This window comes from Stutzerimonas xanthomarina DSM 18231 (assembly GCF_900129835.1).
GTDB classification, from domain to species: domain Bacteria; phylum Pseudomonadota; class Gammaproteobacteria; order Pseudomonadales; family Pseudomonadaceae; genus Stutzerimonas; species Stutzerimonas xanthomarina.
Genome location: NZ_FQXA01000004.1, coordinates 43,953 through 57,710, shown reverse-complemented (window position 1 = coordinate 57,710; position 13,758 = coordinate 43,953). Strand labels below are relative to the sequence as shown.

At 62.3% G+C, this 13,758-nt stretch carries 15 protein-coding genes and 1 pseudogene; 8 read left to right on the top strand and 8 right to left on the bottom strand.

Annotation, left to right across the window (positions count from 1 at the left end):
- Nucleotides 1-23: 23 nt before the first annotated feature.
- A pseudogene (locus BUE09_RS11295) lies at nucleotides 24-2,002 on the top strand (histidine kinase).
- A complete protein-coding gene (gene narL / locus BUE09_RS11290; RefSeq protein WP_231975589.1) occupies nucleotides 1,980-2,588 on the top strand; it encodes a two-component system response regulator NarL in 609 nt (202 codons plus the stop codon). Before BUE09_RS11295 ends, narL begins: the two are co-directional and overlap by 23 nt.
- Before the next feature lie 109 nt (nucleotides 2,589-2,697).
- Here narL and BUE09_RS11285 read toward each other — a convergent pair whose 3' ends face one another.
- On the bottom strand, nucleotides 2,698-3,237 hold the full coding sequence (locus tag BUE09_RS11285) for a DUF4345 domain-containing protein (RefSeq protein WP_073301075.1): 540 nt from the start codon (nucleotides 3,235-3,237) through the stop codon (nucleotides 2,698-2,700).
- Nucleotides 3,238-3,410: 173 nt separating this feature from the next.
- Between BUE09_RS11285 and BUE09_RS11280 the strand changes: the two genes are divergently transcribed.
- Together BUE09_RS11280 and ypfJ are read left to right on the top strand one after the other, a co-directional pair.
- Nucleotides 3,411-3,845, top strand: a complete 435-nt coding sequence (locus BUE09_RS11280) for a DUF411 domain-containing protein (protein WP_073301074.1) — start codon at nucleotides 3,411-3,413, stop codon at nucleotides 3,843-3,845.
- Between the two features lie 87 nt (nucleotides 3,846-3,932).
- The gene (gene ypfJ / locus BUE09_RS11275) at nucleotides 3,933-4,793 is read left to right on the top strand and encodes a KPN_02809 family neutral zinc metallopeptidase (protein ID WP_073301073.1); all 861 of its coding nucleotides are present in this window, start codon (nucleotides 3,933-3,935) and stop codon (nucleotides 4,791-4,793) included.
- A 21-nt stretch (nucleotides 4,794-4,814) separates the two neighbouring features.
- On the opposite strand, the gene BUE09_RS11270 is transcribed toward ypfJ, so the two are convergent.
- Nucleotides 4,815-5,156 carry a hypothetical protein gene (locus BUE09_RS11270; protein ID WP_073301072.1) on the bottom strand — a complete coding sequence of 114 codons (342 nt, stop codon included), beginning with the start codon at nucleotides 5,154-5,156 and terminating at the stop codon, nucleotides 4,815-4,817.
- A gap of 107 nt (nucleotides 5,157-5,263) precedes the next feature.
- On the opposite strand from BUE09_RS11270, the gene BUE09_RS11265 reads away from it, so the two are divergent.
- The 4 genes from BUE09_RS11265 to BUE09_RS11250 all read left to right on the top strand — a co-directional run bounded on the left by BUE09_RS11265 (nucleotide 5,264) and on the right by BUE09_RS11250 (nucleotide 8,405).
- On the top strand, nucleotides 5,264-5,836 hold the full coding sequence (locus tag BUE09_RS11265; RefSeq protein WP_073301071.1) for a DUF2796 domain-containing protein: 573 nt from the start codon (nucleotides 5,264-5,266) through the stop codon (nucleotides 5,834-5,836).
- Nucleotides 5,837-5,907: 71 nt separating this feature from the next.
- Complete coding sequence (locus BUE09_RS11260) at nucleotides 5,908-6,615, top strand: ABC transporter ATP-binding protein (RefSeq protein WP_073301070.1); 708 nt, start codon at nucleotides 5,908-5,910, stop codon at nucleotides 6,613-6,615.
- A 3-nt stretch (nucleotides 6,616-6,618) separates the two neighbouring features.
- Nucleotides 6,619-7,884 (top strand): ABC transporter permease, encoded by a 1,266-nt coding sequence (locus BUE09_RS11255; protein ID WP_073301069.1) that lies wholly within the window; start codon nucleotides 6,619-6,621, stop codon nucleotides 7,882-7,884.
- 8 nt (nucleotides 7,885-7,892) lie between these two features.
- A complete protein-coding gene (locus tag BUE09_RS11250; RefSeq protein ID WP_073301068.1) occupies nucleotides 7,893-8,405 on the top strand; it encodes a DUF3299 domain-containing protein in 513 nt (170 codons plus the stop codon).
- Nucleotides 8,406-8,713: 308 nt separating this feature from the next.
- Here the strand turns inward: BUE09_RS11250 and BUE09_RS11245 are convergent, their stop codons facing one another.
- From BUE09_RS11245 to BUE09_RS11220, 6 genes are read right to left on the bottom strand one after another with little or no spacing between them, the layout of a single operon-like run.
- A complete protein-coding gene (locus tag BUE09_RS11245; RefSeq protein ID WP_073301067.1) occupies nucleotides 8,714-9,805 on the bottom strand; it encodes a tetratricopeptide repeat protein in 1,092 nt (363 codons plus the stop codon).
- 1 nt (nucleotide 9,806) lies between these two features.
- Nucleotides 9,807-10,517, bottom strand: coding sequence for an energy transducer TonB (locus BUE09_RS11240; RefSeq protein WP_073301066.1), 711 nt, complete (start codon nucleotides 10,515-10,517; stop codon nucleotides 9,807-9,809).
- A complete protein-coding gene (locus BUE09_RS11235; protein WP_045430526.1) occupies nucleotides 10,517-10,930 on the bottom strand; it encodes an ExbD/TolR family protein in 414 nt (137 codons plus the stop codon). Before BUE09_RS11235 ends, BUE09_RS11240 begins: the two co-directional genes overlap by 1 nt.
- A gap of 10 nt (nucleotides 10,931-10,940) precedes the next feature.
- Entirely contained in the window at nucleotides 10,941-11,486 is a 546-nt protein-coding gene (locus BUE09_RS11230) for a MotA/TolQ/ExbB proton channel family protein (RefSeq protein ID WP_019339949.1), read from the bottom strand.
- Entirely contained in the window at nucleotides 11,479-12,825 is a 1,347-nt protein-coding gene (locus tag BUE09_RS11225) for a MotA/TolQ/ExbB proton channel family protein (RefSeq protein WP_073301065.1), read from the bottom strand. Before BUE09_RS11225 ends, BUE09_RS11230 begins: the two co-directional genes overlap by 8 nt.
- Nucleotides 12,822-13,592, bottom strand: coding sequence for a DUF3450 domain-containing protein (locus BUE09_RS11220; RefSeq protein ID WP_073301064.1), 771 nt, complete (start codon nucleotides 13,590-13,592; stop codon nucleotides 12,822-12,824). Before BUE09_RS11220 ends, BUE09_RS11225 begins: the two co-directional genes overlap by 4 nt.
- Nucleotides 13,593-13,758: the final 166 nt, after the last annotated feature.

The following is a 13,758-nucleotide window of genomic DNA, read 5'->3' as shown; positions in this document are numbered from 1 at the left end:
GCAGGATGGGTATACTTTCTTCGATGGTCAGCAGCGACGTCGGGGCGCAGAATCGGGCTCCCGTACCGCGACGAGCCGCTCATGTTTTCAGCTGAAAGCGACCAGCTCTCCACCCGCCACTCCATCGTGTTCAACACGCTGGTGGCCTTTGTGATCATCATTGGCTTCTCACTGGCCGGCATGCTCGCGACCCTCTACCTGGCCGACGCCCTCGCTGGCGACGCCGAGGCGATCAACCAGGCCGGCAGCTTGCGCATGCAGGCCTATCGCCTGGCCTCAACCGACCCACGGAGCACGCCCGCTTTGCTCAGCGAGCGTCTCGAAGCGCTGCAGGCGACACTCGACTCGGCGTCGCTGCGCTCGGCCTTGCTCCGCCACGGCAGCACGCGCCTGCCGGCCCTGCACGCCAGCGTGCGCGAGCATTGGCAAGCGAGCATGCGCCCCTTGCTCGATGCGCAACCACCGCGGCTGGAGGCATACAGCGATAAAGTCCCGGCCCTGGTCAACGAACTGAACCTGTTAGTGCGTACCCTGCAGGAGGCCTCGGAAAGCAAGCTCGGCGTAATCCGAGCCTTGCAGGCGGTGACCCTGTTCATCATCGTGCTGGTCGCCTTCGTGCTGATTTATGGCCTGCACAACAACCTGGCCACGCCGCTGCGCAGCCTGACTCGCATGGCCGGCGATATCGGGCGTGGCGATTTTCGCGGCCAGGTGCAGGTGCCGGGCAATACCGAGCTGAGCCTGTTGGCACGCACGCTCAACCAGATGAGCCAGGAACTGGCCAGCCTGTACGCAGACATGGAGAACAAGGTCGACGACAAGACCGCTGCCCTGACTCGCAGCAACGCCACTCTGCAGCTGCTGTTCGATAGCGCCCGGATGCTCTACAGCACGCCTGATGACCCCAGCCAGATGATGGGCGCGCAGCTCAACAAGGTGCAGCAGGTCCTCGACACCGGCCCGATATCGCTGTGCCTGAACCGTTCCGCCGAAGCGGGCAGCCACACGGCGATGACCTCGTACGACTTGCAGCCGCCGAAATACTGCCAACTGCCGCAATGCAGCGCCTGCCCGGTTAACCAAACCGGCCGATTGCCGACCGGCGAGAAACTGCTGACGTTCGAGCTGCGCTCAGGGCCGGACGAGCTGGGCTCGCTGCGGGTGGCCAGTCGCACAGACGAGCCACTGCAGCCCTGGCAAACGCTACCGTTGACGACCTTGGCCGACCTGTTCGCCGCATCGCTGAGCCTGGCTCAACTTGGCCAGAAACAGGCACGTCTGGCATTGATGGAAGAGCGGGCAGTGATCGCCCGTGAACTGCACGACTCACTGGCCCAGGCACTCGCCGCGCAGAAGCTGCAACTGGCACGCCTCAAGCGGCTGATGCAGAAGCAAAGCGACCAGGCACAACTGGACGACAGCGTGCTGCAGATCGACCAGGGCTTGAACGCGGCTTATCGCCAGCTGCGTGAATTGCTCACCACCTTTCGCATCAAGGTCAACGAGCCAGGGCTCAAACCGGCGCTGTTTGCGACGATCAAGGAGTTCAGCGCCAATTCGGGGCTGCAGGTCGAGAGTGACTACCACCTCGATCACTGCCCGCTCACGCCCAACGAAGAGGTGCACTGCCTGCAGATCGTCCGCGAGGCGCTTAGCAACGTGGTCAAGCATGCCGAGGCCGAGCACTGCTGGCTGAGCCTGATGCAGGACAACAACGGCACCATCCATATCAAGATCGAGGACGATGGCATCGGCATCCGCCCCGAGGAGCAGCGTGCCGGCCACTACGGCCTGATCATCCTGCTCGAGCGCGCCAATAGCCTGAATGGCACCATCAATATCGGTCTGCGCCCTGCTGGAGGCACGCTGGTGTATCTGAGCTTTCCGCCCGCCTACCGCCGCCTTTCCCCCGAAACAGGAACGTGTCACGCATGAACGAATGGACTACTGCACGAATCCTGCTGGTCGACGACCACCCCATGATGCGCCGGGGCGTGCGTGACCTGCTGGAACTGGAAGATGACCTTGAGGTAGTCGCTGAGGCGAGCAACGGCGAGGACGCCATCAAGCTCGCGCAACAGACCGAGCCCGATCTTATCCTGATGGACCTCAACATGCCGGGCATCGACGGACTGGAAACCACCCGGCGCATGCGCGACGTGCACATCGACGCACGCATCGTCATGTTTACCGTCTCCGATGAGCAAAGCCATGTACTCGAAGCCCTGCGCAACGGTGCTGACGGCTATCTGCTCAAGGACATGGACGCCGAACAACTGATCGAGCAGATCCGCATTGCGGCGACCGGCCGTATGGCCTTGAGCCCCGAACTGACCCAGGTGCTCGCCGAAGCGATCCGGGTACGCGCGAAACCCACCGGGCAGGTACCGTTCTCCAGCCTGACCAAGCGCGAAAAAGAGGTTTTGCGCCAGATTGCCAAGGGCCAGAGCAACAAAATGATCGCGCGCAAGCTCGGAATCACCGAAGGCACCGTCAAGGTCCACGTTAAGAACTTGCTGTACAAGCTGGGCCTGCGTTCGCGGGTGGAAGCGGCAGTCTGGGTACTGGAGAACGAGGCAAAAGGTTGAGCGGGGCGCCTGGCTTGCACGGCATCTTGTGGGCTATGGCCCAAGCTGAACGAACCTAGTTGAACAAGCTGAACAACGCGCTGCAGAACAGAGGGGCCATGCTGGCCGGTCAGGCGGTTGGGTCTCCTCGACGAAACGGCTGGGGTGAGGCCTCAGCTGGCGCAGACTCTGCGGTCGGAGGCGTGTCTCCCAGCTTGAAGGGCATCGGGGATTCGCTGACGAGTCGATGGGTGGCTGGTTCGAGGCGCTCAGGCTCTGGCTCCTGACGCTCGCGGATGGTGCGCCAGGCGAGACCAGCAAACACCACAGCCAGCACGCGATAGAGCATCGACGCGAGGTCGAAGCCGACCAGCTCACCGCCATCCAGCCAAAGCGAAACGAGCCTTCCCAGCACCAGCGCCGCCATGGTCACCACCAGCATGATGAGGGCTGGACGGGCTCGCTCCGGAGCACGCGCAGCCCAGATCAGAAACAGCGCCAGACCCAGCTGCAGGCCCCCGTAATAGACGCGCATATGGCTGACCGATGCGGTTTCCATCAGCAGCATGCCGTTGAGATTGGCCATCTCGTGTGGCCGCAGCCAGTACGCCAAACTGAGACAGGCCATGACCAGTGCCTGCGCAAGCAGAACGAAACGGGCAAAACGCATCGAAAACTCTCCTGATAGCGGCTCCGTACCACCATGGGTATCCGACCGGATCGCCCTGTTTTGGTTCGTTTCGCGCTTTGACCGCTACCCCTGTGACATCCGCTCACACCCGCAGGCTTGGGTGCGAGCGAGCATGGGGCTATGCTGCGCGTACCCCCGCCGGAGAGACCTTCATGCGCCGTTTATTGCTTGCCACCGCTCTTTTCACCGGCCTCGCTCAGGCCGCCGAACCCATCGCCATCGAGGTGCACCGCGACGCCAATTGCGGTTGCTGCAAAGCCTGGATCGAGCATCTGGAAGCCAACGGGTTCGAGGTTGAAGACCACGTTGAAACCAACATGGCCGCAGTCAAGACTCGCCTCGGCGTGCCACACAGCCTGGGTTCCTGCCATACCGGTGTGATCGACGGAAAATTCGTCGAGGGTCACGTCCCGGCTGCCGACATCCTCAAGCTGCGCGCACAACCCGATCTGATCGGTGCGGCAGTGCCCGGCATGCCGATGGGCTCACCCGGTATGGAGATGGGCGACCATAAGGACGCGTTCAAAGTAATCGCAGTGAGCGACGAAGGTGAGCAGTCGGTGCTGGCCGACTACCCAGCAGACTGACGTAAGACGAAACCTTTGTAGCGCCGCTGAATTTGCTGAGGCTGAGGCCGGTCTGACTCAGGTAAGAACTGGCGGAAGGACTCAGACATGCGTTGGAAAAAAGCTCGTCGCAGTGACAATGTGGTGGACGCTCGCGGCCGAAGCGGAGGCATCGGTGGCGGACGCCTGAGCCTGGCGGGCGTCGCTATCGTGGTGGTGATCGGCCTGTTGTCCGGCCAGGACCCCATGCAGATCCTTGGCCAGCTGGCCGATCAGTCCGGCCCCGCACCGACTCAACAAAGCAGCACCCCGGCCAATGGCGACGATCCGCAGGTTGCGTTCGTTCAGTCAATCCTGGGTGACACCGAAGACACCTGGCGCGCCTTGTTTCAGCAGTCCGGGCAGCAGTACCGCGACCCGACGCTGGTGCTATTTCGTGGTGGCGTGAGCTCAGCCTGTGGTTTCGCCAATTCGGCGGTTGGCCCCTTCTACTGCCCGGGCGACCGGCAGGTGTATCTCGACCTGCAGTTCTTCGACGAGATGGCCTCGCGCTTTTCGGTCGCGGGTGATTTCGCTCAGGCCTACGTGATCGCCCATGAAGTCGGCCACCATGTGCAAACACTTCTAGGCGTATCGCAGCAGATGCAAGCTGCCCGTCAGCGCGGCGCGCGCATGGAGGGCGACAATGGCCTTCTGGTGCGCCAGGAATTGCAGGCGGATTGCTTCGCAGGGGTCTGGGCCAACCACGCCCAGCAGCGTCATGACTGGCTCGAGGAAGGGGATCTGGAAGAAGCACTGAATGCGGCGAACGCCATCGGCGACGACCGTTTGCAGCAACAAAGTCAGGGCCGAGTCGTTCCAGATGCCTTCACCCATGGCACATCTGCGCAACGGGTGAAGTGGTTTCGTACGGGGTTCGACAGCGGCGATCCGACACGCTGCGATACTTTCCAGACGCAGCGTCTGTAATCCGAATCGCGGTTGCGCCGGTCAATCGACCCAGCAGTAGACAGGCGCATCCGCACGGCTATCAACTTTGACCTGTGCGCAATGACGCAAGCGCACCAGCAGGCGCTTGCCCATCTGAGCGCTACCGGCCAACGCTTGCAGCTCGGCCAACAGCTGCGGCCCGTCCATACTCTGCGCCGCTCGCAGCAGTTGCTGCGCCTCGTGCCAATGCGGATCAGCCACCGGCTTGTCGGCCGGTGGCGTCGAGACGCTCGCCACCTGAGCGACGGGTAACTGACGCGCCAGCTGTGCCCAGTCGTGGTCGTCCATTTCAATGCTGAGGTCCACCGGCAGATCGCCGACATGGCCGCGAATTCGAATCATCGCCACTCTCCTGAAAAACGAGATCGCATGCTCCCATGGGAGGTGAAGACTGGCCAGTCGTTACGCATATTTGTTATAACGTAACCATCAACCCTATGGAGATCACCATGCGCCGTCTGCTGCTTGCTCTGCCCTTCGCCCTACTGCCCGGTTTTGCTCTGGCGGCTGAACACGATCACGACCATGCGCACCACGACAGTCTCAGTGCCCACGAGCATGGCGCTGCGGAACTGGATGCGGCGCTGGACGGCTCCACGTTGGAAATCGAGCTGCGCAGCCCGGCGATGAATCTGGTGGGCTTCGAGCACGCGCCGAGTAGCGATGCAGACAAACGCAAGATTGCCGAGGCACGCAAACAGCTGGACCAACCGAACAGCCTGTTTGGCCTGCCCGCTGCAGCCGGCTGCGCCCTGGCTGAAACTGAGCTCGAGAGTCCGCTATTCGAAGGCGAGGCCCATGACCAACACGACGAGCACGATGATGATCATGAAAGCCAGCACAGCGAAATTCACGCGCACTACCGCTTCGATTGCGCCGCCCCCCAAGCGCTGCAGGCCTTCGATCTGCAAGGCTTGTTCAAGGCGTTCCCCGGCACTCAGAAAATCCAGGCACAGCTGATTGGTCCGAAGGGTCAACGCGGCGTGCAACTCAACGCGGACCAGCCACGCGCAGCGTTCTGATCTGATCCCGTCTGCCGCCGCCTAGCCTCGACGCAGTAAACTTCCTGGCTCGCCCGACACGGATCATCCCGATGGCCGCACCGTTGCTCGAACTGCATCAATTGGGTTTTGCCTGGCCGGGCCAGGCAGAGCTGCTCGACATCCCCAGCTTCACGCTGGCGCGCAACCAGAGCCTGTTTCTCAAGGGCCCGTCGGGCAGCGGCAAGACCACCCTGCTCGGACTGATCGGCGGCGTACAGAAAGCGCAACGCGGGACGGTTCGCCTGCTCGGCAGCGATCTCGCCGCGCTCTCTGCCGGTGCTCGGGATCGCTTCCGGGTCGATCACACGGGCTATATCTTCCAGCAGTTCAACCTGCTGCCCTTTCTTTCGGTGGCGGAAAACGTCAGCCTTCCCTGCCATTTTTCCAAGACACGCGCCGAGCGCGCACGACAGCGGCATGGCAGCGTTGCGCAAGCCTCGGCAAGTCTGCTCCAGCATCTCGGGATCGCCAGCGAACTGCTCGATCGGCGTGCCGAAGCGCTGTCGATCGGCCAGCAACAACGCGTCGCCGCGGCGCGTGCACTGATCGGTCAGCCGGAACTGGTAATTGCCGATGAACCCACTTCGGCGCTCGACGCCGACAGTCGGGAAGCCTTCCTGCAGCTTTTATTCGCCGAGTGCCGGGACGCTGGTTCGAGCCTGTTGTTCGTCAGCCATGACCAAAGCCTGGCACCGCTTTTTGACCGTAGCCTTTCATTGGCAGACCTCAATCGCGCCGCTCGCGCGCCGGAGGTATAAGCCATGTACCTGTTGCGCCTGGCCTTGGCGAGCCTGAACAACCGCCGCTTCACTGCCCTGCTCACCGTGTTCGCCATCGCGCTATCGGTATGCCTGCTGCTCGCCGTTGAGCGCGTGCGCACCGAGGCCCGTGCCAGCTTTGCCAGCACCATCAGTGGCACCGACCTCATCGTCGGCGCCCGTTCCGGCTCGGTGAATTTGTTGCTGTATTCGGTGTTCCGGATCGGCAACGCCACCAACAACATTCGCTGGGAGAGCTTCGAGCAGTTCGCCGAGCATCCCCGAGTCAGTTGGGCCATTCCCATTTCCCTGGGCGATTCTCACCGTGGCTATCGCGTGATGGGCACCAGTGGCGCCTATTTCGAGCACTACCGTTATGGTCGCAAGCAGCACCTGCAACTGGCGCAAGGCCGGCCATTCGCCGACGACCCGTTCGAGGTGGTGCTGGGCGCCGAAGTGGCCGAGGCACTGAAATACACGCTGGACGACCAGCTGGTGCTGGCGCATGGCGTCGCCACGGTCAGCCTGGTCAAACATGACGACAAGCCGTTTCGGGTAGTCGGCATCCTCAAGCGCACCGGCACGCCGGTGGATCGCACGCTGCATATCAATCTGGCAGGCATGGAGGCGCTGCATATCGACTGGCAGAGCGGCATGCCGGCGCGAGGTGCAGCGCGCATCAATGCCGAACAGGCGCGCCTGCTTGACTTACAACCCAAGCAGATCACTGCCTTCATGTTGGGCCTCAACAGCAGGATCGCCACCTTCACGCTGCAGCGCGAAATCAATGGCTATCGTGGCGAGCCGCTGCTGGCGATTCTGCCCGGCGTGGCGCTGCAAGAGCTCTGGAGCCTGATGGGCACGGCTGAACAGGCGCTGTTCGTGGTGTCCTTGTTTGTCGTGCTGACCGGATTGATCGGCATGCTCACCGCCATTCTCACCAGCCTCAACGAGCGGCGCCGAGAGATGGCGATCTTGCGTTCGGTTGGTGCCCGGCCTTGGCATATCGCCGGCCTGCTGGTGGTTGAAGCTTTCAGCCTGGCACTTGCGGGTGCGCTGTTCGGGCTCTTGCTGCTGTATGTCGCCATTGCGGTCGCGCAGGGGCCGCTGCAAAGTCACTACGGTCTTTATCTGCCGCTGGCGCTGCCAAGCGCCTATGAGTGGTCATTGCTGGCGGGCATACTGCTGGCTGGGCTGTTGATGGGCTGTGTGCCAGCGTGGCGCGCCTATCGGCAGTCGCTGGCCGACGGCCTGTCGATCAGACTATGAGGAATTCCATGTCTCGCCTGCTGCTTGCCACCCTGCTCGCCCTGGCGGCGCCCTTCGCGGTTGCCGATGTTCGTGAGCTGCAATGGTCGGACCTGATCCCGGCAGACGCGCCGCCACCTCCACCGCCTGTGGCGCTTCACGACATGTCGCAACTGGCCGATGCGCTCGCTGCGGAAGCGGGTCCGGCAGCGGCTCAGCAATCGCCGGCCGAGCCGGTCGTCGAAGAGCTAGATGGCGTTCAGGTCAAGCTGCCCGGCTACATTGTGCCGCTGGACATGAGCGAGGATGGGCGGGTGACGGAGTTTCTGCTGGTGCCCTACTTCGGCGCCTGTATTCACGTGCCGCCACCGCCTTCCAACCAGATCGTGCATGCCACCAGCGAGCTTGGCGTAAAGGTGGACGAGCTGTACCAACCCTTCTGGATCGAAGGGCCGTTAAAAGTCGAACACGCCACCAGCGAACTGGCCGATGCCGGCTATCGCATGCAAGCGCAGAAGATCTATCTCTACGAGCTCGAATAAACGCAGCGGAACCGAGGCTGATCGGCAAGCTGAGCGGCATCGAGCATCGAGCATCGAGCATCGAGCAATGTCCCTCAATTGATTGCGGGTTCCGATTGGCAGCGCAATGCCTGCTGTCCACGGGTGCAAGCTGTAGCCATGGTTGCTAGCTGCGCCGGAGCGCTCTGCAGCGATATGCGCGCTATTTCCCGAACGCATAAACAAAACCCCGCCACTGTGGCGGGGCTTCTATGCGCATCTGCTACGCGCTAGGCCTGAATATCCCGGAGTTGCGTAGACGTACGTCTAAAGCGGTCCCGAGCAGGTGATCAGCGAGTGCTAGCGACCTGACGTTGTCGCTCGAAACTCAGTTCACCTTCGGCCCACTCGCGCCAGGAGCGAACCTTGCGCCGTTCAGCGCCTGCGCGCTCGGCCTGTTTCAGCGCATCAAGACCGGCTTGCCAGTGGGTTTGTTCCAGTTCCAGCTGGGCGACGTTCAGCCAGAACGTGGCGCTACCGGATTGGGCCGCCAGATCCCGGTAGATCTGCGCCGCCTCCGAACGCTCGCGGGCCTGCCACCAGAGCATGCCCAGACGCTCACGCCGCTTGGCATCGCTGGCTAGAAGGCCCGACTTGAGCATGCCCTGAAGCAACTTCGCACCTTGCCAAGGCTGGCCAGCGGCACCGGCAAGCAACACCAGATTATCCAGCTCGGCTTCACTGAAACGCAGACCCTTGGCATGCGCCGCACGCAGGGTTGCGAGCGCCTTATCGTCATTGCCAGCCATCTGCTGCAGGCCCGCCAATTGCCGCCAGCTCTTGGCTTGATCCGGATGACGAGCGAGCAGCCTGCTCTGCCAGCGCTCTGCCGTCTCGTATCGCTTCAGCTCGGCATTACCACCTACCAGAAACTGCAGCCAGGTATCAGCAGCGTTGGGATTGGCCTGGACATAGCGCTCAGCCAGTGGCAATGCCTTGGCGTGCTGTCCGAGCCCCTGATAAGCCTGCACCAGCATCTGCAGGACTTCTTCATTTGTATTGGCGGGTGAGCCCAGCAGACTGATGACCTTGGCATAGCGGCGTTCGATCAGGTTGAGTTTCGCCAGGTTGAGCCGCTCGTTCGGTAGTATTGTCTCGTCCAGCTTGCCACTGGCGATCGCCTTGTCGAGCAGCTCCAGCGCTTGATGATTGTTGCCTTCAGCCCACGCCAGATAAGCACGACTGCGCCATAACAGCGCTTCCTCGGCACTGCCTGGCTTCGCCTCGGCCTGCTTCAGCGCACGATGCGCAGCGCCATAGTCACCCTTCTCTTGCGCACTCTGGGCACGTTCAAGCGCTTTGAATACCGAGGGATCGATGCTCTGGGCAGCATGAGCCGATACAGCGAATAACAACGAGATCATCAACAGCAAACGGGGCATGTCAGCGTTCTCCTTGCAGGCGGAAATGAAGGGTTTTGACGGCTTCGCGTGATACCGCAGCACCATTTTCGGTGCGCGGGGCGAAACGCCAGCGGGCTGCGGCACGGCGGGCCTCGCGATCGAACACGTTCGGCGGCAACGCCTCCATCACGCGGATGTTTTCGACTCTACCGGCAGCGGTGATGGTGAATGCGAGTTTGATATGGCCCTCGATGCCGCGCTGACGCGCCCGATAAGGGTATTCGGGACGAACATCATTGAGCGGCATGACTTCCTGCTCAGGGCCGGACTGTCCTGCTGTCTCGTCTGCCGAAGGCGCTGCGGGTGCCGGCGGTGCTGCCGGAGCAGGCGCGGCCGTCAGCCCTGCAAGGCTGGGCGCCGGAGCGCTTGCAACCGACACACCGGTATCGATGTTCGGCAAGGGCAGATCGAGCTTCGGCAGACTGGCACTGGGCGTCGCCATGCTCGGGGTCGGCGGTGTGGGAGTCTGAGGTGTCTTCGGTTGGGGCGGTTGCGGTGCCTGCTGCCGCGAGCGGGTCGCAGTGCTTTCGTTGCGGTTGTCCATCCGCACGAAATTGGCGATGGCAACCGGGTCGTCGGTCACCTCGCTACGGGGCGGGTTAACCATGCTCAACATCAGCGCAAACAGCAGCAAGGCTACCACGCAGGCAGCGATGAAGGACAACCCAACGCGGGTCAGCCCACGAACCATCACTGCGCTCCCGAACTGGCGGCCAGGGCCACGTCCTGAACTCCGGCGAGACGTGCCTGATCCATCACCTGAACCACAAGGCCCGTGCGTGCATCCTGATCGGCCTGGACCACGACGGCGCCTTCCGGCTGGTCGACGCGCATGCGCTCAACGTGGGCCCTGACGCTGCGTACGTCCACGGCCTGTTTGTCGATCCAGACCTGACCATCCGCGGTCACTGCAATCAGGATGTTGCCCTTGTCCTGGGCGCTGGCAGTGTCGGCCTGCGGCCGCTGAACCTCGACACCGGACTCCTTGATAAAGGAGCTGGTGACGATGAAGAAAATCAGCATGATGAAAACCACATCGAGCATCGGCGTCAGGTCGATGCCGGTGTCTTCTTCCTGCTGGTAGTGGTGACGACGCATACGCATCCGTTAATCCTCAATCGTGACGCAGCTGGTCGGCCAGCCGGTCGAGAGCCTGGCGCGAAATACGTTCGAGACGCGCCAGGCTGAACAGTCCAGTGATGGCCAGCACCATGCCGGCCATGGTCGGCAGAGTCGCCTGCCAAACGCCTGCGGCCATGCCGCGAGGGTTGCCGGTGCCATTGAGCGCCAGTACATCGAATACCGCGATCATGCCGGTGACGGTGCCAAGCAACCCGAGCAACGGGTACATCGCAACCATGGTTTTGCTCATCCGCAGCGGGCCGGAGAGCTGTTGCTGCGCCTGAGCGAGCCAGGCACTACGTACCGCACGCTGCCAGCTACCGGGTTCGTTGGGCAGCTGCCCCCAGGCCTGGCGACGGGCTTCCACCCAGCGCGGAAATACCCGGCGCATGAACCACAACCGCTCGAACACCAGCGTCCAATACAACACGCACAAGGCGGCCAGCGCCCACATCACCGCGCCACCTGCCGCCATGAAGTCGAGCAGCGCATGGCCACTGTCGACCAGACGCAGCCATTGGCCGTGCAGATCAGTCACGACGCGAAGTCCCAGACAGATGCAGCGCGATCAGGCCCGCGCTCTGCTGTTCGAGCAGCTGGATCAGCGCCTTGCTGCGACTGGCCAGCAGGCTGTGCAGAAACAAAAGGGGAATGGCCACGACCAGACCCAGCACCGTGGTGACCAACGCCTGGGAAATACCGTCGGCCATCAACCGGGAATCACCACCGCCACTCTGCGTAATCGCCTGGAAGGTTACGATCATGCCGGTCACGGTACCCAGCAGTCCGAGTAACGGCGCGACGGCGCTAAGCAACTTAAGCAGTGGCTGACCGCGCTCGAGAGGTGGCGTCTCCTGGAGGATCGCCTCGTCGAGTTTCAGCTCGAGCGTCTCGAGGTCCGAAAGCTGTGGCTTTGGCCCGAGCACGCCGATGATGCGGCCCAGCGGGTTGTCGTCACGCGGTTGATTGAGCTCGCGCGTCTGCCGATTCACTGCGCGCCCGACCCGCGCCAGATACACCATGCGCCAGATTGCAAGGATCAGACCGATGGCACCCAGGGCGAGAATGACCCAGCCAACCAGACCGCCTTGCTGAACGCGATCCCACAATTGTGGCTGGCGCTGCAGCTGAGCCAGCAACGAGCCGCGGCTCGGGTCGACCGGCAATGTGGCCAACGCCTCGCTGCTGTTCATATAGTCATTGACGGTTGCCATGCCTGCGGGCTGACGGATTGGCGTCAGCAGCTCGTGAGCGTCGCTGTCGTAACGAAGGAAATTATCGTCGGTGAATGCCGAGAAGTTACCGACCCGCAGGACAGACCGGGTGTTGCGCTGCCCGTCGACGCCCACTACCGAAAGCTCGACGCGCTCGACCTGGCCGCTAGCCGTGAGGTCTTCAAGCAGAGTCATCCAGAAGCTGTCCAGATCCTCGGCCGACGGCAACGTGCGGCTTTCAGCCAATGCCCGCAGGCGCTGCAGGCGCTCCGGATACTGCGCGTTGAGCAGGCTATCCTGCCATTGCCCAGCGATGTCGCCAGCACTCTGCCGCACCACGCCGAACAGTTCTCCAAGATGACCGACGCGCTGCGCCAGTAGTTTTTCCTGTTCAGCCAGCTCGGCTTCCTGGCGATCGAATTCAGTTTTCAGGCGCTCAGCTTCGGCTTTCTGTTTTTCAAGCGCGGCATTCGCTCGGGCCAGCAGTTGCGCTTGCTCGCTGCGATTCTGGATGAAGGCCTGCTCACGTGCTTGCATGGCGTCAACTTCCGCCGCGCGTTCGCTGCGAATGCGCTGCAGCAGTTGATCAGGACTCAAGGGCTCGGCAGCCTGAGCCATTGCCGGCAACAAACCGATGAGCAACAACGTCAACAAGCGGCTCATTGCGCAGCCTCCTTGGCCAAAGTCTTCACAGGCAGTTCAAGCCAGGTCGGCGCCTGTTGCTGGCGGGCAATCGCAATCGCTTTGGTGATTGGCCGACGGGCACTGCCGTCAAGCACTTCCCATGCACGGGTTTTAGAATTCCACCAACCGCTCTCGTGTGCGTCCAGCGTCTGGTAATACAGCATGGTCCGCCCCAGGCGCAGGAATTCGACACTGCGGCTGCCGCCTTCGACCGGCAGCTCGCCGCGCCAGGCTTCCAGGGTGCGACCGTAGTCGCTCTCGATCTGATAGGCCTCGAGGATACGACGGTATTTCTCAGCCAGACTGACGTCGGCGCGCGCCTGCATATCCTGCAGGCTGGCGAGTCGATCGGCGCGCTCGTCGGGGAGGAACGGAAGATCCGCGGCGATGAATTCCTCAAGCACTTCGATCATCCGCCCCATCTGCGGAGCAACGGCTTCCTGAGTGCGTTCGATGCTGTCCAACTGGCGCTGAAACCCGTCCAGTTCCTTGCGCTGTGCAGCGGTCAGTTCGACCAGCTGCTCGTTATAGTCCTTCAACGCCTCCGCCTGCTGAACGGCGTTACGGTACTCGGTGAGCATCTGCCGCGTTGCGTCATCGAGTTGCTCGATACGCGCCTGCGAGGCCTTGGCTTCGGCAGCCAGCCGCTGGCTTTCTTCTAGCGCAGCGTCCAGCGGAGCTGCATGGAGCTGCATACAGCAGGGCAACACGGCGACCGCCAAGAGGCGGGGTATAAGGGCTTGCATTGAGGGGGTCCTTGCAGACGAAGGTCAGACCAGAAAAGAGAAACATTATCATCTAGATCCGCGAAAAAAGGCAACCCGGTCAATACGTCGCAGGCAGACTAAAGCGCAGCGTTTCGTTGAGCTGGATCAAAATCGAGAGGGCCCTGCGCCCTACCATGGTCACCAA